The sequence below is a fragment of the Rhodococcus sp. M8 genome (genome assembly GCF_015654185.1).
GTDB lineage: Bacteria > Actinomycetota > Actinomycetes > Mycobacteriales > Mycobacteriaceae > Rhodococcus > Rhodococcus aetherivorans.
The window spans coordinates 3,861,004-3,879,815 of sequence record NZ_CP064065.1; the positions used below are offsets into that span (position 1 = coordinate 3,861,004).

An 18,812-nucleotide genomic window follows, 5' to 3' on the forward strand; every position below is an offset into this window, starting at 1 on the left:
CGGAAGAGACCGATATGACGAACCCCGGCTGGGGCCACGCGGCCGGCGGGGGCGGCCACCCGCCCCAGCCGCGGTGCGTCCGGCATCCCGATCGCCCGACCCTGCTCTCGTGCAGCCGATGCGGGCGACCGGCCTGCCCCGACTGCCTGCGGCTCGCCGCGGTGGGTCAGCAGTGCGTCGACTGCGTCGCGGCCGCCCAGCGCGATGTCCCGCAGGCCCGCACCGTCGCGGGGGCGCCCATGCGGGCGCAGACGAACACGCCCCTCGTGACCTACATCCTGATCGCGCTGAACACCGCGATCTTCGCGATCACCGCCGCCCAGTCCGGCAGCGTGATGAACAACGAGCGCTCGTCGAGCCTGTTCTTCGAGTGGGCGCTGTGGCCGCCGATGATCGCGGTGCGCGACGAGTACATCCGCGTGCTCGGCAGCGGGTTCCTGCACTTCGGTGTGCTGCACCTCGCGGTCAACATGTTCGCGCTGTACGTGATCGGGCGTGACACCGAACTCGTCCTCGGCCGGCTCCGGTACCTGGCCGTATACCTGGTGTCCATCCTCGGCGGATCCGCCGCGGTGATGCTGCTCCAGACCGACGCCGTGACCGCCGGTGCCTCCGGCGCCGTGTTCGGCCTGCTGGGCGCGCAGGCGGTGATCCTGATGCGGCTGCGGCGCAGCCCCGCGCCGGTGCTGATGATCGTCGTCCTCAACGTCGTCATCAGCATCACCATCCCGGGCATCTCCCTGTGGGGACACCTCGGCGGCCTGGCCGCGGGTGCGGCGGCGACGGCGGCGCTGTTGTTCGCGCCGCGGGCGCTGGGCGCGGGCGACGACCGTGCCCGCTTCGTCCGGACGGGCTGGCTCGCGCTGGCAGCCGTCACGGGGGTCACCGTGCTGGTCCTCGTGCTGGCGGTCCTGCGGCTGCGGGCTCAGCTCGGCGTCTGATCCGGCGCCAGCCCCCGCACCGCGAGCGCGTCGTACACCGTGCGGGGGTCGGTGCCCAGGTCCCAGCGCCCGAAGATCAGCAGCTGCTCGTCGCCGCGGGGATCGCGCACGTCGATCTCCAGCATCGGCACGCGACGGCCGAGCCGCGGATACGCGACGATCCGCACCCGCATCAGGGCCGCGCGGGGCAGCTCGCGTCGTCCCGACAGACGGGTGACGGCCAGCCCGGCGCCGTCCGGAAGCACCTCGAGCCGCGGACGCTGACGGACCGCGAGGGCCGCGACCGCGAACGCCACCACGGCCGCGAGCCCGACGAGCGTGCGACCGGCGGCATCGGCCGTCGTCGCCGCGGCGACGGCGAGCACGATGCCGCCCGCCGTGAGCGCGGCGATCGCGAGCGGGGGTGTGGACCAGCGGAGCGATTCAGTCGCCACGGGGAGCTTTCCCCAGTTCATCCACAGGTTTGTCCACAGGTGGGGATGAACTACATCCCTGTAACCTCACCGCCATCTCATGGTCATGATCAGGCCGACGATCATGAACCCGAAGCCGATGAGGAAGTTGTACGCACCGAGGTCGTTCATCCACGAGATCTGCTCGGCCGCGAGGTAGTACACCACCAGCCAGGCCAGGCCGACGAGCATGAAGCCGAGCATCAGCGCGACGTACCAGGTGCTCGACGGGCCCGCCTTCACCTTCACGGGGGTTCGGCTCACCGGGTTGATCGTGTAGTCGGTCTTCTTCCGGACCTTCGACTTGGGCATGACGTCCTCGTTCGTGCGGTACCGCGCGGGGCGGACAGGTAGGTTGGGCAGCTACCTGATGTGTACTGCCAGTGTGAGTACACGCTAACGCAGAATCCGGAACGGAGGGTCCACGTGTCGGACGGCCGGGCCCGCGCGCTCGGGTGGACTGCCGCCGCGCTGGCCGTGTGCCTGCTCGCCGGGTTGCTGCTCGGCACCACCCGCGGGGTCTCCGACGGCGCGGAACTGCGCGTGAGCGACTCCGCGCGGCTGTCCGATCTCGTGCGGGCGGCGCAGGCCAAGGCCGACGAGCTCGCCGCCACCCGCGACGACCTCGCGGGACGCGTCGCCGAGCTGCAGGCGCAGGCCGCGGCCACCGACGACGACGTCGCCGCGGTGCTCGCCGACACCGCCGCCCTCGAGGACCCCGCCGGGCTGACCGCACGGCGTGGCCCGGGCGTCACCGTCAGCCTCACCGATGCCCCGCGCGGCGCCGACGGCCGGTATCCGGCGGACGCGTCGCCCGACGATCTCGTGGTGCACCAGCAGGACGTGCAGAGCGTGCTCAACGCGATGTGGGCCGGCGGGGCGGAGGCGATCGCCATGCAGGATCAGCGGATCGTCGCGACGTCGGCGCCGCGCTGCATCGGCAACACCCTGCTGCTGCACGGCCGCACCTACTCCCCGCCGTACGTGATCACCGCGCTGGGCGACCCCGCCCGGCTCGAGGCGGCGCTGGCCGCCGAGCCGGGCATCCGCGTGTACAGGCAGTACGCGGCCCGCTACGGGCTGGGCTACACGCAGCAGGCGTCGGATGCCCTGTCGGTACCCGCCTACACGGGCGGAACGACGCTGCGCTGACGGGTCGGTACCCTTTCCGCATGCGCATCCTCGTCGTCGACAACTACGACAGCTTCGTCTTCAATCTCGTGCAGTACCTGGGGCAGCTCGGTACCCGCGCCGAGGTGTGGCGCAACGACGACGAGCGGCTCACCGGCCCCGGCGCCGCGGACCGGATCGCGGCCGAGTTCGATGGGATCCTCCTCAGCCCCGGTCCGGGCACCCCGCAGCGGGCCGGCGCCAGCATGGACCTCGTGCGTGCCTGCGCCGCCGCGAGCACACCGCTGCTCGGCGTCTGCCTGGGCCATCAGGCGATCGGTGCCGCCTTCGGCGCGACGGTCGACCGTGCCCCGGAGCTGCTGCACGGCAAGACCAGCTCGGTGTGGCACGACGGCACCGGTGTGCTGGCCGGCCTGCCGGATCCGTTCACCGCGACGCGCTACCACTCGCTCACGGTGCTGCCGCAGACGATGCCCGACGAGCTCGTGCCGACCGGATACACCGAGAGCGGCATCGTCATGGCCCTGCGGCATCGCGAGCTGCCGATCCACGGCGTCCAGTTCCACCCCGAGTCGGTCCTCACCCAGGGCGGTCACCGGATGCTGGCGAACTGGCTGGCCGTGTGCGGCGAGGCGCCGGACGAGCAGCTGGTGGCCCGGCTGGAGGCGGAGATGGCGAAGGCGCTCGCGGGCGGCGCCGCCTGAGCCGTCCGCTCCGCGGACCGATATCCGAGCGCAGCTCAGCGGATACCCAGCACGCCCACGCCCACGGTGATGGTCTCCGAGTTGGAGATCTCCGACCCCGGGGGCTGCTGCTGGGCGATGACCTTGCCCACGAGCTCCGGGTCGAGGGTGGCCTCACGGTTCTGCACGAGTTGCGCCGGCGAACCCGTCCAGCCGGCCGCCCGCAGCGCTGTCAGCGCCTCGGACACCGTCCTGTTCGTCAACGCCGGCATCTCGATGCGGTTCCCGTTGGACACCTGGATGGTGACCGTGTCGCCTTTCGTGGCGCTGGTTCCGCCCGCCGGGCTGCTCGACACGACCGTCCCGGCCGGCTGGCTGGAGTCGATCTCGTCGACCACGACGGTGAAGCCCGCGGCCTCGATGTTGTCGCGCGCCACCTCGGTGGCCTGGCCCACGACGTTGGGCACGCGGATCTGCTCGGGGCCGCTGCCGAGCGTCACGCTCACCGCGCTGTCGCGGTCGGCGTCCGCTCCCGCGGCGGGACTCTGGTCGACGACGGTGTCGCGTTCGGCCGCCGACGACGGCGCCCGCGCCACATTCGGATCGAGCCGCAGCCCGGCCTCGGTCAGGGTCTGCAGCGCCTCCTGCTGGTTCATGCCCGCGAGCCGCGGGATCTGCACCTGTTCGGGCCCGCTCGAGACCTCGAGGGTGACGGTGCTGCCCTCCTCGGCCTGGACCCCGGCGACCGGCCGGGTGTTGACGACGTTGCCGCTGGCGACCACCGCGTCGGGCTTCATCTGCACCGACACCTCGAACCCGGCATCCTGCAGCCTGCTCTCCGCGATCTCCGCGGCGAGGTTGCGCACGTCGGGGACGGGGATCTGCGCGGCGCTCGAGCCGGGGCCCGAGGTCCACAGGAACACGCCGACGATGCCGACGATCACGACCGCGGCCAGGCCCAGCAGCGTGTTGCGCAGTGCCCGGGAACGTTGCGGCGCGGCCGCGGTCCCACCCGCGACGACTCCGGCGGCCCCGCGGTCCGTGCCGTTGCGCGGTGTCCCGGCGCCGTCGACGGCCCCGAGGATGGTGGTGCGGTCCTCGTCGGTCATCACCATCGGCGCGCTGGGCTTCTGGCCGCTGAGCACGCGGATCAGGTCGCTGCGCATCTCGGCGGCGCTCTGGTAGCGGTTGGCGGGGTTCTTCGCCATCGCCTTGAGGATCACCGAGTCCAGCTCCGGCGGGACGGCGGAGTTCACCGACGAGGGCAGCGGCGGATCCTCCCGGACATGCTGGTACGCGACGGCCACCGGGGAGTCGCCCTGGAACGGCGGCTTGCCGGTGAGGATCTCGAACAGCACACAGCCCACCGAGTACACGTCGGAGCGGGCGTCGACCTGCTCGCCGCGGGCCTGCTCCGGCGACAGGTACTGGGCGGTGCCGATCACCGCGGCCGTCTGCGTCATCGGGCTCGCGGCGTCGGAGATGGCCCGGGCGATGCCGAAGTCCATCACCTTGACCGCGCCGGAACGGGTGATCATGACGTTCGCGGGCTTGACGTCGCGGTGGACGATCATGTTGCGGTGGCTGAAGTCCAGGGCGGCGCACACGTCGGCCACGACCTCCATGGCCCGCTTCGGGGTCATCGGCCCTTGGGAGCGCACGATGTCGCGCAGCGTATCGCCCTCGACGTACTCCATGACGATGTACGGCAGCGGGCCGGCCTCGGTCTCCGCCTCGCCGGTGTCGTACACGGCGACGATCGCCGGATGGTTCAGCGCGGCCGCGTTCTGGGCTTCGCGGCGGAACCGGAGATAGAACGTGGGGTCGCGGGCGAGGTCGGCGCGCAGCACCTTGATCGCCACGTCGCGGTCGAGCCGCAGATCCCGGGCCAGGTGCACCTCCGACATGCCACCGAAGCCGAGGATCTCACCCAACTCGTAGCGGGAAGAGAGCTTGCGGGGTGTGGTCATGACTGTCCTCGGGTGACTGGCTCGATCGGGGTGAACGGGTTGTCTATGGCTCCGGGTTCGAGACCACCGTCGCCGCCATCCGGCAACGAGACCGTGGTGGTGGTCGTCTCGGCCGTCGTCGTGGTGGCGGCTGTGGTCGTCGTGGCCGTCGTCGTGGTCGGCGGCGCGGTGGTCGTCGGCGCCTCCGTCGTCGTCGGCGGCGGCGGGGTGGTCGTCGTCGGCTCGGGGGTCGTGGTGGGCGCCTGCGTCGTGGTGGGAGGAGCCGTGGTGGTCGGTTCCTCCGTCGTGGTGGTGGTCCGCGGCGGCCGCGTGGTCGTCGTCGCGCGGGTGGTGGTCGTCGGGGCCTGCGTGGTCGTCGTGGACCGCGCGGGGCCCGCGTCACCCGAATTGTCGCCGCCCAGCAGCACCAGCGCCAACGCGACGAGCGCCAGGGCCACCGCCGCCCCGGCCGCCCAGGCGAGGGTCTTCGGGCTGGGGGAGCGCTTGTCGCCGGACGGGGTGGGTCCGGTGGGCGGCTGGTCGCCGCCGTTCGCGTACGTCGGGGCGTAGTACGGCCGCGACGGCGGAGGGGGGGTCGGACCGAGCGCGCGGGTCGCGGCGGTGGGCGCGGTGGTGCCCGGCACCCCGGGCGGCAGGATCCGCGTGGCACCGGTGACCGGCGGCACGTTGCCCGGCGGTGGCACCGGCCGCCCGGCGCGCACCGCGGAGACGGCGTCGGCGAACTCGCCGCCGCTGGTGTACCGGTACGCCGGATCCTTCGTCATGGCGATCTCGATGAGTTCACGCACCCCCGCCGGCAGGTCGGTGGGCAGCGGCGCGGGCGTCTCCTGCACGTGCTTCATCGCGACGGTGACGACGCTGTCGCCGAGGAACGGTCGCCGGCCGGCGAGGGCCTCGTACCCGACGACGCCGAGCGAGTACACGTCGCTCGCCGACGTCGCCTCCTGGCCGAGAGCCTGCTCGGGCGCGATGTACTGAGCGGTGCCCATGACCATGCCGGTGCGCGTCACCGGCGACGCGTCGACGGCCTTGGCGATGCCGAAGTCGGTGATCTTCACCTGGCCGGTGGGGGTGATGAGGATGTTGCCGGGTTTGACGTCGCGGTGCACGACCCCGGCGTCGTGGGCAGCCTGCAGCGCCCGTCCGGTCTGCTCGAGCATGTCCAGGGTGTGCGGCAGCGACAGCCGGCCCACCCGGGCGAGGACGGCGTTGAGGGGCTCGCCGTGCACGAGTTCCATCACGAGGTACGCGATGGACTGGCCCTCGGCGTCGGTGGTCTCGCCGTAGTCGAACACGCCGGCGATGCCGGGGTGGTTGAGCTGCGCGGTGGTGCGCGCCTCGAACCGGAAACGGGTCAGGAAGTCCGCGTCGCCGGAGAGCTCGGCCTTGAGGACCTTCACCGCCACCCGGCGGTCGAGACGGGTGTCGAGCCCCTCCCACACCTGTCCCATGCCGCCGGTGGCGATGAGCCGTTGCAGCCGGTATCGGTCGGCGATCATGGCGCCGCTGTGCAAAGCCATAATCAGCCTCTCTGCATTCCCGCCGCGATCACGGCACGTCCGATCGGCGCGGCAACCGAGCCTCCCGTGGCGGCGAGTGCGCGGTCGCCGCCGTCCTCCACGATGACCGCCACGGCAACTGTCGGCTGCTGGGCGGGCGCAAAGGCGATATACCACGTGTGCGGGGGAGTGTTACGGGGGTCGTCGCCGTGCTCGGCGGTACCGGTCTTCGACGCGATCTGGACCCCCGGGATCTTCCCCTCGCCGCCGGAGAAGTTCTCGGATCCGATCATCAGGTCGGTCAGGGTGGCCGCGACCTGCGGTGACATCGCCTGTCCCGCCGACACCGGCGTGGTCTCCGCCAGCACCGACAGGTCCGGCGACTGCAACTGCGACACCAGATGCGGCTGCATCCGGACGCCGCCGTTGGCGACTGTGGCGGCAATCACGGCGTTCTGCAGCGGGGTGAGTGCGACGTCACGCTGACCGATGCTGGACTGGCCGAGCGCGGCGCCGTCGGGGATCGGCCCGATCGTGCTCGCCGCGACGGGGACGGGGATGTCCACGGACTCGCCGACGCCCAGCGCCTCGGCCTGCTCGGCGAGGGCGTCCTTGCCGGTCTTCAGGCCCATCTCGACGAAGGCGGTGTTGCAGGAGCGGGCGAAGGCCTCGCGCAGGGTGGCGGTGGGGCCGCCGCCGCACGTCGCGCCACCGTAGTTCTCCAGCGTGGTCGCGGTGTCGGGGAGGGTGATGTTCGGCGCGGCGGTGAACTGGTCGTCGGGGGTGGTGCCCGCGGCGAGGGCCGCGGCGGTCACCACGACCTTGAACGTCGAGCCGGGCGGGTAGGTCTGCGAGATGGCGCGGTTGAGCATGGGCTTGTCGGGGTCGGCGTTGAGTTCCTCCCACGCCTGCGAGGTGGCGGCGCCGTCGTGACCCGAGAGCCTGTTGGGGTCGTAGCTCGGGGTGCTCACCATCGCCAGGATGCGGCCGGTGCTCGGCTCGATGGCCACGACCGAGCCGGTGTAGCCCTTGGACGTGAGCTCGTCGTAGGCCACCTGCTGCATGACCGGGTCGACGGTGGTGACCACGTTCCCGCCGCGCGGGTCCCGCCCGGAGACCAGATCGAAGAAGCGCCGGCCGAACAGCCGGTTGTCGGAGCCGTTGAGGACCTCGTCCTCGGTGCGCTCGAGCCCGGTGCTGCCGTATTGCATCGAGTAGAACCCGGTCACGGGTGCATACGCGAGCGGGCTCATCGGCTGCTCGGGCGCGGCCGGGTAGGTGCGCAGGTACTTGTAGCGGCTGTCGGTGGGGACCGACACCGCCAGGACCTGTCCGCTCGCGGAGATCTGGCCGCGCTGGCGGGAGTACTCGTCGATGAGCACCCGGGAGTTGCGCGGGTCGGTGCGCAGGTCGTCGGCCTTGATGACCTGCACGTAGGTGGCGTTTGCGAGCAGCGCGACGACCATGAACATCACCGCCATCGCGACCTTGCGGAGCGGTGCGTTCATCCGCGCCCCAGCATTTCCGTCGGCGCGTCCGCGATCGGTGGCGGTGCCTTCTTGCGTGGGGCGGCGGGTTCGCGGGCCGCGTTGGAGATCTTCACCAGCAGTGCCAGCAGGAGGTAGTTCGCCAGCAGCGACGAGCCGCCGTAGGACATGAACGGCGTGGTGAGCCCGGTGAGGGGGATCAGCTTGGTGACGCCGCCGACGACGACGAACAACTGGATCGCGATGGTGAACGACAGGCCGGCGGCCAGCAGCTTGCCGAAGCTGTCGCGGACGGCGATCGCGGTGCGCATTCCCCGCATGATCAGGATCAGGAACAGGAGGAGGATGGCGCTGAGGCCGATGAGCCCGAGTTCCTCACCGATCGCGGCGACGATGAAGTCGGTCTTGGCGAACGGCACCTGCGCGGGACGTCCGCTGCCGAGCCCGGTGCCGGCGACGCCGCCGGTGGCGAGACCGAACAGCGATTGCGAGATCTGGTAGCCGGTGTTGTTGTAGTCGGCCAGCGGGTCGAGCCACGTCTCCACCCGCACCCGCACGTGCCCGAACATCTGGTAGGCGAAGTAGAAGCCGACGACGAGCAGGGCACCGCCGATGAGCAGCCAGCCCACCCGCTCGGTCGCGATGTACAGCATCACCAGCACCGTGCTGAACAGCAGCAGCGACGTGCCGAGGTCCTTCTCGAACACCATGACGCCGATCGAGAGGATCCACGCGGCCAGGATCGGGCCCAGGTCGCGGGCGCGGGGGAAGTCCATGCCGAGCACGTGTTTGCCGGCGGTGGTGAACAGGTCGCGCTTGGCCACCAGCACGGAGGCGAAGAAGATGATGAGCAGGATCTTGGCGAACTCGCCGGGCTGGATGCTGAACCCGGGCAGCCGGATCCAGATCTTGGCGCCGTTGACCTCGGAGAAGCGGGACGGCAGCAGGGCCGGGACCGCGAGGGCGACGAGGCCGATCAGGCCCAGCGTGTAGCTGAACCGGGCGAGGAGCCGGTAGTCGTGAAGCAGCGCGAGCACCGCGACGAAGCCGGCGACGGCGAGCGCCGTCCACAGCACCTGCTGGTTGGCGTCGGGGGAGGGGATCGGCTGCCCGAGGTAGAGCGCGTTCTCCTCGTCGGCGAGGTCGAGCCGGTGGATCAGGACCAGTCCGAGGCCGTTGAGCAGCGCGACGATCGGCAGCAGCAGCGGGTCGGCGTACGGCGCGAACCGGCGCACCGCCAGGTGCGCGGCGAGGAACAGCACCGCATACGTCAGCCCGTACTTGGCCAGATCCAGGGTCACGGTCTGTTCCTGGCTCGCCTCGACCAGCATCAGCGACACCGTGGTGATCGCGATGGCGGCGACGATGAGCAGCAGCTCCGTGCCCCGCCGGGTGGACACGGCGGGAGCCGGGGCGAAACCTCCGGGAGGACTGGGGAAGGAAGCTCCGGGTGCGTGGGACACCGACATCAGGCGCCCACCCGGCAGTTCTGGCCCGGCACCTGCGGAACCGCCGGCGTCGGCTCGGGTGTCGGGGTCGGTGCGGGGGCCGGTGCCGCGGCGGGTGCGGGCTCCGACGCGGGAGCTGCCGGCGGGGTCGTCGGGGCCGGTGCGGGCGCCGGTTCGGGCGCCGGAGCCGGAGCCGGTGCGGGCGCCGGCTGTTCCTCGACGCACACCGGGAGCAGGTCGTTCTCGGCGAGACGGTTCATCTGGGTGCGCGCGTCGTCGAGGGATCCGGAGGGCAGGCCCGCCCGCACCTGCTCGCGGGCGGTCGGCTGCAGGTCGTCGACCAGCATGACGCGGCAGTCGGCCTCCTGCGGGGAGGTCAGGGTCAAGGTTCCGTCGTCGGCGAGGCAGCCGACGAGGGACTGCTCCTGCAGCGAGTAGCCGAGGATGTTGCCGGGTACGCCGCGCAGCACCGTGACGCGGCCGTCGTCGTCGCCGACGTAGTAGTAGCTGCGGATCATCGTGCGGCCCACGGCTGCCCCGGCGACGAGCAGTCCGAGCACCACGACCGCGACGAGCGGCCACCACATCCGGCTGCGCTTGCGCTTGGGCTCGGGCTCGTTCTGCACGACGACGCGCTTGGGCGTGGCCCGCGGCGGACGCATCGCGGCGGCGCGGCCCGCGGCGGTGTTGGGCGGCGGGGTGTCCTCGTCGTCCCCGGACGCGGCGCCGGCGACGATCGGGTGGCTCTGGCCGTAGTCGAGGTCGATGACGTCGGCGACGACGACGGTGACGTTGTCGGGGCCGCCGCTGCGCAGCGCGAGTTCGATGAGCCGGTCGGCGCACTCGTCCTGCGTGCCCTCGCTCAGGGTGTTGGCGATGGTCTCGTCGCTGACGACGTCGGACAGGCCGTCGGAGCAGATGAGGTAGCGGTCGCCGGCGCGCGCCTCGCGCACGGTGAGGGTCGGTTCGACCTCGCTGCCGGTGAGGGCGCGCATGATCAGCGATCGCTGCGGGTGGCTGTGCGCCTGCTCGGGCGTGATGCGGCCCTCGTCGACGAGGGACTGCACGAAGGTGTCGTCGCGGGTGATCTGGGTGAGCTGGCCGTCGCGCAGCAGGTAGGCGCGCGAATCGCCGATGTGGGCGAGGCCGAGCTTGCTGCCGGCGAAGAGGATGGCGGTGAGCGTGGTGCCCATGCCGTCGAGTTCGGGTTCCTCCTCGACCTGATCGGCGATGGCGGCGTTGCCCTCGCGCACGGCGGCGGCGAGCTTGCCGAGCAGGTCCCCGCCGGGTTCGTCGTCGTCGAGGTGGGCGAGCGCCGCGATCATCAGCTGCGAGGCGACCTCGCCGGCGGCGTGGCCCCCCATTCCGTCGGCGAGGGCGAGCAGGCGGGCCCCCGCGTACACGGAATCTTCGTTGTTGGAACGAACCAAGCCGCGGTCGCTGCGGGCGGCGTAACGCAGTACGAGGGTCACGGGCGGAGCTCGATCACGGTCTTCCCGACCCGGACAGGTGTGCCCAGGGGTACGCGGACGGCGGTGGTGACCTTGGCACGGTCCAGGTACGTGCCGTTGGTCGAGCCCAGGTCCTCGACGTACCAGTCCGACCCGCGCGGCGACAGGCGGGCGTGCCGGGTGGAGGCGTAGTCGTCGGTGAGGACGAGGGTCGAGTCGTCGGCCCGGCCGATCAGGACGGGTTGGGTGCCGAGCGTGATGCGGGTGCCCGCAAGCGCGCCCTGGGTCACCACCAGGAACTTCGCGGACTTGCCGCGGCCCAGCGAGGGCAGCACCGACTGGTTGCGCGGCGAGTAACGCGGGACCGGACGCGCGGCACCGGCGTAGATGTCCGACCGCAGCGTGCGCAGGATCGCCCAGATGAACAACCACAGCAGGAGCAGGAACCCCGCCCGGGTCAGCTGCAGAATCAGCCCCTGCACGGCTCGCCCTCCTTCTGCGTATCGGCCCGGTGCGGTGTCGTCCGGTGCGCTGCGGTCACCCACAATACGGACCCCGGGCGACGAGACGCATCGTCCGGCGCGTTGCCGACGCGTCGGATGGGTCTCGTGCCGGTTCCGATCGGGTCTCGGTCCCCGGCGTTCAGAGAATGCGCACCAGGATCTCCGAGTGTCCCGCCCGGATCACGTCGCCGTCGGCGAGCTGCCAGTCCTGCACGGGCGCGCCGTTGACGGTGGTGCCGTTGGTGGAACCGAGATCCGAGAGCATGGCCACCTGCCCGTCCCAGCGAATGTCGATGTGGCGCCGGGAGACACCGGTGTCCGGCAGCCGGAACTGGGCGTCCTGCCCGCGTCCGACGATGTTGCTGCCCTCCCGGAGCTGGTAGTAGCGCCCGCTGCCGTCCTCGAGCTGGAGCGTCGCGGTCAGCACCCGGCCGGCCTGCGGGGGCTGGTACGCGCCGGCGCCGTAGCCCTGATCCGCATAGCCCTGATCCGCGTACCCCTGGTCGGGGTAGCCCTGCTGGCCGTAACCCTGCTCCGCGTAGCCCTGGTCGGGGTAACCCTGTCCGGCGTAGCCCTGCTGGCCGTAAGCCTGGTCGGCGTAGCCCTGGTCGTAGCCGCCGGGCTGGGCGTACCCGCCCTGGTAGCGGTCGTCGCCGTAGGCCTGCTGCGACGGGTACTGCGGGGAGTAGTCGCGCCCGTAGTCCTGGCTGTACGCCTGTCCGGAGTGGCCGCCGTAGCCCCGCTCCTCGCCGTAGCCCCGGTCCTCGTGGCCGCCGGCCCGGCCGTAGTCCTGCTGGTCGTAGCCGCCGGCGTCGTAACCGCCCTGCTGCTCGCCGCCGTAGGGCGCCTGCGCGGCGGGATACGCCCCGCCGTTCCGCTGGCCCTGCTGGTAGCGCTGATCCTGGCCTACGTGCGCGTGACCGTTCCGCGCGTACTGCGGTTCGGCGCTCTCGGCGGGGTCACGGCTTGGGTCGTAGCCTGGATTCTGCGTCATCGAGCCAACTCCTGGGTCGGGGGTCACGGTTGAACGGTTGTGCGGTGTCCGCGAGGCCGGGGCGCGCACCGGTGAGCGCCCGACGTCGGGGTCGACCGACCCGTGCGTGCGGAACTGCCCGGTGTGCAGTGCCGCCGACGACTCGAATGCGACCTGGATCTGACCGTAGGTCTGCCACCCCTGCTCGCGGATGAAGTCCTCAAGGTGACGCGCGAACGCCTTCACCGTCAAGTCCCGATCCGCGGCGAGGGCTTCGTGATCGGATTCGCTGATCGTGATCACGTACCGGTTGGGAGCCAGCATGTGGCCCCGGTCGAGCTGCTGGACGCCGTCGGTGGCCTCGCGCTGGAGCGCGGCCTCCACTTCCTGCGGAACTACACCGCCACCGAAGACGCGCGCGAACACGTCGCTGACGGCAGCCTGCAGCTTGCGCTCGAATCGCTGCGCGATACCCACGGCGACCCCCTTTCCGGTCTGCGTGTCGCAATGCAGAGCTCGCTTCTGCATGGTATCGACTTTTCGTCCGATCCGGCCCGGTGGAGGGGGCGGCGCTGCCCCGGCGGGCCGGTGCAGCGTCGGCAAAGGGCCTCTGTGCAGGCGAATCGTTGTTCGGCGGGAGGGTGTGTTACTGTTCTCCAGTCGCTCGGGCGAGTGGCGGAATGGCAGACGCGCTGGCTTCAGGTGCCAGTGTCCTTCGGGACGTGGGGGTTCAAGTCCCCCTTCGCCCACCATGAGCAGTTCCACGAACTGCGACGGACGAGGTCACGAACTCGAAAGAGGTCGTGGCCTCGTTTCGTTGATCGATCGGACGGGCGGTCCGATTCGGATTCGGTCTTCGGCCGTGTTGTCATAGAGCGGTGATGACCCTGACACAGCCCTGGTGGCCGTACTTCTAGCGGCCTTGTCGACTGTGTTGTCCGGCCGCCTTCTCCGCGGTCGGTGACGCTCACTTTCCTGTACGACGGTGATACCGGTCGGCGGGTGAGGTGGCCTCGATCCGAGAGGAACCACCCCGTGACCCACGACATCGATACCGCACCCACGACAGGTATCGGCGAGATGCTGATCAGCTCCCGTTCACTGGACGAGTACCGGTCGATGTTCAATCTCACCGACGAGGACCTGTCCCGCACAATCCTGGACTGTCCGGGCGGCGCCGCGGGGTTCACCAGCGCAGTGAACCGCCTCGGCGGTGACGTGACCGCATGCGATATGGCCTATTTCGACCGCGAGACCGAACAACTCGCCGTCGTTGCGGTAGCTGAAACCGATCGTGGGAACCGGTACATCCGAGCCCACGCCGAACATTACGACTGGACGTTCTTCGCCGATCCCGACGAGCATGCACGCGTGCGTCGGCAGGCAGTCGAGGAATTCGCCGCAGATATCCGCCGGCATCCGCGCCGCTACGTTGCCGGGCGGTTGCCGTCCTTGCCGTTCCCCGATGCCGCTTTCGATCTCGTGCTCAGCTCGCACCTGCTGTTCAGCTATTCCGACCGCCTCGATCACACCTTCCACCTCGACGCGATCCGGGAACTGATGCGTGTCGCCCGCGGTGAACTGCGGGTCTTTCCGCTCGTGGTCTCGGGTTCCTCGGTTCGCTATCCCCGCGTGGACGAGCTGCTCACCGACCTTCGGAACCACGACATCGCCGGTGAAGTCGTCGAGGTCGACTACCGGTTCCAAAGGGGCGCTCACCACATGCTGGTGTGCCGCCACATCACCTCGCATGATCCGGAAGCTGCAGGTTCGGCCTGATACGGACTCGCGTCTCGGGTCAGGAAGTCCGCAAGGGTGGCCCTCGCCGAGCAGGACGGGTAATGCTCCGGAGAACTCAGGGAAAAGCTCTGGAACGCCTCTGCAGAAAGTGCTGCCGACCAGGTATTGCGAACCGCACACCATCACCTCGGGCCCCCGATCCATACGGATCGGGGGCCCGAGTCGTTGTCCGGTCGCTCGGCGCGCCCGCTCAGGAGCCGGAGCCGGCGAAGCGCGTCCGCAGGTTCGCGATCATGCAGTGCAGTTCCCGCTGGGTCTCGCGCAGCCGCCGGGCCTCCGCCTCGTATCGCTGTGCGGCGGCGACAGAGCCGCTGCCGCGTTCGATCCGCGCGCAGGTCTCGGCGGTCGTGAGTGCCGCGGCGACGCTGTCGTTCTCGCGGTGGAGGATGCCGAGGAACACCTGGCCCTGATGGGCGTCGGCGACGGTGTGCTCGTCGCCGGCCGCCGCGAGGTCGACGAGGTTCGTCGCGCCCCCTCGCGCGGGCCGGGCGGTCGTGCGGGTTGCCGTGCGGGTCGTGCTCATGGCGAGCAGTCTGGCACGTACCCGCGTCCTGCATGCAGGATGCACGGACTGTTTTGCCCGACTCGGGACGTTTGCCCAGATGGTTGAGTGTTCAATCAGTTGCCCTGTGACGGACATCTCCGCGCATCCGCGTCCGGGGACGGTTCCCGGGGCTGAACAGGGCCAAACCTGATGTGACTCACTTCACGGAACTTTTGTTTCCGTACCCTAACCACCCCCTGTTACCCTTTCGATACCGCTGACCGCAGCTGATTTAATCGCTGCGGTCAGTTGTTATTTATGGGGTTTTTACGTTCGCGTGCTAGGTGATCCGGCCGCTCTCAGATTCCTGTGGTGCCCCGCGGATACGCCGCCGTGACGTCCGTCAGCACGTTCACCAGATACGGCACCCCGGACGCGAAGGCCCGGTCCAGCGCCGGACCGAGCTCCCGCGGATCCGTCACCAGCTCACCGCCCGCCCCGAGAGCGGTCGCGACCAGGTCGTACCGCGTGCCCGGCGCCAGGTCGGCTGCCACGTCGTACCCGTACAGCAGCTGCATCGGTCCCTTCTCGAGTCCCCACGCCGAGTTGTTGCCCACCACGATCACCACGGGCAGCTCGTGCCGCACGAGGGTGTCGATATCCATCAGCGACAGACCGGCAGCACCGTCGCCGAGCAGCAGCACCACCTGACTCGACGGCCGCGCCACCCGCGCCGCGACCGCCGCGCCGAGCCCGGCGCCGAGACAGCCGTACGGCCCCGGATCGAGCCACTGCCCGGGCCGCTTCGGCTCGACGAACTTGCCCGCGAACGACACGAAGTCACCGCCGTCGCCGATGACCACGGCGTCTTCGGCCAGCCGCGGCAGCAGTTCGCCGTAGATCCGGGCCGGGTGGATCGGATCGGCCTCGGCGGCCAGCAGGGCGGCGTCGCGCGCCGCGGTGGCAGTTACTTCGTCGCGCAGTCCGGTCACCCAGACGTCCGTGTCCGGGCGCGACGACAGCGCCGACAGGATGCCGTCGAGGCACGCCGTGAGGTCGCCGGACACCGAGCCGGCGAGTTCGGCGTGCGCCGACACCTGACCGGGGGAGTCGGCCACGTGCACCACCCGGGCCGCGGGCGCGCCGTCGCGCCCACCGAACCGGCCGTAGCCGAGGCGGAAGTCCAGTGGGGTGCCCACGACGATCGCCAGGTCGCAGGTCCCCACCGCGGTGCCGCGGGCCTTGGTGACGAGCAGGGGATGGCCACCCGGGACCACCCCGCGGCCCATGCCGTTGGTGATCACCGGGATGCCGGCCTCGTCGACGAACCGCAGTGCCGCCTCCTCGGCGTGATCGGCCCACACGTCGGTACCCAGCACCAGCAGCGGCCGCCGTGCCCCGGCGAGCAGGGCGGCGATCTCCGCCAGCGACTCGGAGTCGGGCTCGAGCCGGACCGCGGCCGGCGGCGACGGACGCGGCAGGGTGGCACGGCCGAACAGTTCGTCCATCGGCACGTCCACGAACGCCGGCCCCCGGTGCGACGTGCGGGCCGTCGTGAACGCCTCGTCGACCAGCGGGCCGACGCGATCCACGGTCGCCGCCGTCTCGGACAGCTTCGTGACGGTAGACAGCAGCGGCGGCTGGTCGAGTTCCTGCAGGCTGCCCGTGCCCCAGCGGGCGTTGGGCGCGCGGCCGCCGAGCACCACCAGCGGCGACCCCGCGAAGTATGCCTGGGTGACGGCACTGACGCCGTTCGTCACGCCCGGCCCGGCAGTGAGCACGGCCAGCCCGGGATGCCGCAGGAGCTTGCCGGTGGCCTCGGCGGCGAACACCGCGGTCTGCTCGTGGCGCACGTCGATCAGCCGCATGCGTGCTTCACCCTTGACCGCGGCGTCGTACAGCGGGAACACGTGCGCGCCGGAGAGGGTGAACATCGTCTCGACGCCGTGGGCGCGGGCCACCGCCGCGGCGTGATCGCCGCCGTGCCCCTCGAGGTCCGGGCTCATGGCGCGAAGGGTACGGCCGCGGGCACTGCCGTGGGGCGGGTTCGGGGGAACACGAGCGTGGTCGCCGGGCCGGGGGTCCGGGGCGGAGGCCGACTTCCCATCGAAAGTTGTTGCAGTACAGCTGGAAAGACGCACAGATGGATGCGTCACGCCCCTCGCCGGGTCGCGAGGCCGACCACGGCGTCGCGCAGGCCCGTCCAGTGCTCGGCGGTGGTCACCCGGCTCGCCGCGTACGACGCCCGCACGAGAAGCCGGGTGGCGCGTCGCCGGGCCCGGTCGTACCGGCCGAGCGCGTCGCGCACGTCGAACCGGGCGAGCAGATCCGCGAGGGTGGCCGCGTCGACGATCGCCTCGCAGGCACCGCGGCCGAGGTTGGGGGTCATGGCATGGGCGGCGTCGCCGAGCAGTGCGACGTTGCCGCGCACGTACGACGGCAGCGGCGGGGACTGGTAGATCTCGTGGTGGAGGACCGTCGCCGGATCCAGGCGGTTCAGCACGTCGCGCACGGCCGGATGCCAGTCGCCGAACCGGGCGACGAGGTCGTCGACGCCGCCGGTGGTGCCGGCCGGCGCGCGGACGGCGGCGAACCAGTTGATCAGGCCGCCCTCGCGGGGCGTGATGCCGAACAGCGCACCCGCCCCCCACGTCTCGGTCGCGGTGTCCACGGTGCCGTCCACCCAGCCGCGCCACGCCGCGATGCCGGCGTGGACGGGCCGGTGGTCCGGGCCGAAGAGGGCGTCACGGGTCGGACTGCCCAGGCCGTCCGCGCCGATCACGACGTCGTAGCCGGCGAGCTCGGTCAGCGGCGGAGCGGGCCGGCCGAGCCGTACCGCCTCGTCGGGCAGGCCCGCGGCGAGCAGGCCCAGCAGGGCCGGCCGGGAGAGCAGTACGGCGGGACGCCGGGTGCGAAACCGTGCGAGCTCGCGGCCGTCGGGCCGCAGGATCGCACCGCGGTCCAGTACGACGCCGAGCCGCTCGACGCCGCCGCCGAGCCCTGCCGAGGCGAGTGCGTCGAGCGCGGCCGGCCACATTCCCAGGGCCGTCCCGGTGGGCGGCAGCGCGGGGGAGCGCTCGAACACGTCGACGTGCCAGCCCTGCCGGATCAGTGCATTCGCTGCGGTGAGCCCGCCGATGCCCCCGCCGAGGATCGCTGCCTTGCCGCCGTTGTTCCTGGTCATGAAGTCAAAGTACTACGGATGTAGTGTCATGTCACTACTGTTGTAGTGTCGAGATGTGACCGACAAGCGCGCAGCGGTGCTCGACGCCGCGATCGACCTGCTCGGCCGGGAAGGGTTGCGCGGGCTCACTCATCGCGGGGTGGACGCGGCCGCCGGCGTGCCGGCCGGTTCCACGTCGAACTACTTCCGCACCCGCCGGGCCCTGCTCGGGGGCGTCCTCGACCGCCTCGTCGAGCGCGACCGGGCCGACGTCGCCGTCCTCGGCGGCGGAAACCTCCCGCGCACCGAGGAGGAGCTCGTCGACATGCTCGCCGGGTACGTGATGTTCGCGACAGGCCCCGATGCCGTACGTACCCGCGCCCGGTTCGCGCTGTTCGTCGAGGCCACCGCCTCGCCGTCGCTGCGACGGTCCGTGCAGCGCCGCCGCGACGAACTGCGGAGCATGGGCCTGGCGGTGCTCACCGCCCTCGGATCCTCGGATCCCGTCGCCGGGGCGCGCGTGCTCACCGACCACCTCGACGGGATGATCCTGCACCGTTTGACCTCGGACGATGTGGATCTCGACCCGCGCGACGACCTCCGCCGGATGGTGCGCGCGCTGCGGTGACGAGGCGCGCCGCCCGGTCGTGCGTCAACCGCGTGTTAACGGGCGGTCACCGGCTCGTTAGGGATGGATAGGATAGCCTTGGTTGCGTCGTCCCCCGGCGGCTGACATATCGTTGTACGCAACACGGTGGACACACGACGTCCAAGCCGACCGGGAGGTCCGGCCCGAGCTGCCGAAAATTGGCACCCGCATCGTCGCG

At 71.1% G+C, this 18,812-nt stretch carries 17 protein-coding genes and 1 tRNA gene; 6 read left to right on the forward strand and 12 right to left on the reverse strand.

Annotated elements, in window-relative coordinates; all coding sequences use genetic code 11:
• The first annotated feature begins 14 nt into the window (after positions 1 to 14).
• Complete coding sequence (locus ISO16_RS17485; RefSeq protein WP_072633820.1) at positions 15 to 941, forward strand: rhomboid family intramembrane serine protease; 927 nt, start codon at positions 15 to 17, stop codon at positions 939 to 941.
• Here ISO16_RS17485 and ISO16_RS17490 read toward each other — a convergent pair.
• Complete coding sequence (locus ISO16_RS17490; RefSeq protein ID WP_037201274.1) at positions 926 to 1,396, reverse strand: PH domain-containing protein; 471 nt, start codon at positions 1,394 to 1,396, stop codon at positions 926 to 928. The two genes, ISO16_RS17485 and ISO16_RS17490, sit on opposite strands and share 16 nt — an antisense overlap.
• 45 nt (positions 1,397 to 1,441) lie before the next feature.
• On the reverse strand, positions 1,442 to 1,705 hold the full coding sequence (crgA, locus tag ISO16_RS17495) for a cell division protein CrgA (RefSeq protein ID WP_006942200.1): 264 nt from the start codon (positions 1,703 to 1,705) through the stop codon (positions 1,442 to 1,444).
• A gap of 114 nt (positions 1,706 to 1,819) precedes the next feature.
• Between crgA and ISO16_RS17500 the strand changes: the two genes are divergently transcribed.
• Positions 1,820 to 2,545 carry a DUF881 domain-containing protein gene (locus ISO16_RS17500; RefSeq protein WP_043799077.1) on the forward strand — a complete coding sequence of 242 codons (726 nt, stop codon included), beginning with the start codon at positions 1,820 to 1,822 and terminating at the stop codon, positions 2,543 to 2,545.
• A gap of 20 nt (positions 2,546 to 2,565) precedes the next feature.
• On the forward strand, positions 2,566 to 3,228 hold the full coding sequence (locus tag ISO16_RS17505; RefSeq protein WP_006942196.1) for an aminodeoxychorismate/anthranilate synthase component II: 663 nt from the start codon (positions 2,566 to 2,568) through the stop codon (positions 3,226 to 3,228).
• Between the two features lie 35 nt (positions 3,229 to 3,263).
• Here the strand turns inward: ISO16_RS17505 and pknB are convergent, their stop codons facing one another.
• The 7 genes from pknB to ISO16_RS17540 form a co-directional block, all read right to left on the reverse strand.
• Positions 3,264 to 5,177: a Stk1 family PASTA domain-containing Ser/Thr kinase gene (gene pknB, locus ISO16_RS17510; protein ID WP_072633821.1), complete on the reverse strand. Its 1,914-nt coding sequence runs from the start codon at positions 5,175 to 5,177 to the stop codon at positions 3,264 to 3,266.
• Positions 5,174 to 6,697, reverse strand: a complete 1,524-nt coding sequence (locus ISO16_RS17515; protein WP_044476249.1) for a serine/threonine-protein kinase — start codon at positions 6,695 to 6,697, stop codon at positions 5,174 to 5,176. The genes pknB and ISO16_RS17515 overlap by 4 nt, the downstream gene beginning before the upstream one ends.
• 2 nt (positions 6,698 to 6,699) lie before the next feature.
• Positions 6,700 to 8,184: a peptidoglycan D,D-transpeptidase FtsI family protein gene (locus ISO16_RS17520; protein ID WP_050034268.1), complete on the reverse strand. Its 1,485-nt coding sequence runs from the start codon at positions 8,182 to 8,184 to the stop codon at positions 6,700 to 6,702.
• Positions 8,181 to 9,632, reverse strand: a complete 1,452-nt coding sequence (locus tag ISO16_RS17525) for an FtsW/RodA/SpoVE family cell cycle protein (protein ID WP_072633877.1) — start codon at positions 9,630 to 9,632, stop codon at positions 8,181 to 8,183. The genes ISO16_RS17520 and ISO16_RS17525 overlap by 4 nt, the downstream gene beginning before the upstream one ends.
• Positions 9,632 to 11,083 (reverse strand): PP2C family protein-serine/threonine phosphatase, encoded by a 1,452-nt coding sequence (locus ISO16_RS17530; protein WP_029546826.1) that lies wholly within the window; start codon positions 11,081 to 11,083, stop codon positions 9,632 to 9,634. Before ISO16_RS17530 ends, ISO16_RS17525 begins: the two co-directional genes overlap by 1 nt.
• On the reverse strand, positions 11,080 to 11,544 hold the full coding sequence (locus tag ISO16_RS17535) for an FHA domain-containing protein FhaB/FipA (RefSeq protein ID WP_006942182.1): 465 nt from the start codon (positions 11,542 to 11,544) through the stop codon (positions 11,080 to 11,082). Before ISO16_RS17535 ends, ISO16_RS17530 begins: the two co-directional genes overlap by 4 nt.
• A 160-nt stretch (positions 11,545 to 11,704) precedes the next feature.
• A complete protein-coding gene (locus ISO16_RS17540; protein ID WP_072633822.1) occupies positions 11,705 to 13,066 on the reverse strand; it encodes an FhaA domain-containing protein in 1,362 nt (453 codons plus the stop codon).
• Between the two features lie 138 nt (positions 13,067 to 13,204).
• On the opposite strand from ISO16_RS17540, the gene ISO16_RS17545 reads away from it, so the two are divergent.
• Positions 13,205 to 13,290: transfer RNA gene (locus ISO16_RS17545), tRNA-Leu, on the forward strand.
• A 283-nt stretch (positions 13,291 to 13,573) separates the two neighbouring features.
• Positions 13,574 to 14,317, forward strand: coding sequence for a methyltransferase domain-containing protein (locus tag ISO16_RS17550; protein ID WP_083662356.1), 744 nt, complete (start codon positions 13,574 to 13,576; stop codon positions 14,315 to 14,317).
• A 211-nt stretch (positions 14,318 to 14,528) separates the two neighbouring features.
• Here ISO16_RS17550 and ISO16_RS17555 read toward each other — a convergent pair whose 3' ends face one another.
• From ISO16_RS17555 to ISO16_RS17565, 3 genes are all read right to left on the reverse strand, one after another.
• Positions 14,529 to 14,861, reverse strand: a complete 333-nt coding sequence (locus ISO16_RS17555) for a hypothetical protein (RefSeq protein WP_029546827.1) — start codon at positions 14,859 to 14,861, stop codon at positions 14,529 to 14,531.
• 320 nt (positions 14,862 to 15,181) lie between these two features.
• Complete coding sequence (locus ISO16_RS17560; RefSeq protein WP_072633823.1) at positions 15,182 to 16,828, reverse strand: acetolactate synthase; 1,647 nt, start codon at positions 16,826 to 16,828, stop codon at positions 15,182 to 15,184.
• 146 nt (positions 16,829 to 16,974) lie between these two features.
• Entirely contained in the window at positions 16,975 to 18,006 is a 1,032-nt protein-coding gene (locus tag ISO16_RS17565) for an FAD-dependent monooxygenase (RefSeq protein ID WP_072633824.1), read from the reverse strand.
• A 55-nt stretch (positions 18,007 to 18,061) separates the two neighbouring features.
• On the opposite strand from ISO16_RS17565, the gene ISO16_RS17570 reads away from it, so the two are divergent.
• On the forward strand, positions 18,062 to 18,613 hold the full coding sequence (locus ISO16_RS17570) for a TetR/AcrR family transcriptional regulator (RefSeq protein ID WP_072633825.1): 552 nt from the start codon (positions 18,062 to 18,064) through the stop codon (positions 18,611 to 18,613).
• Positions 18,614 to 18,812 lie beyond the last annotated feature (199 nt).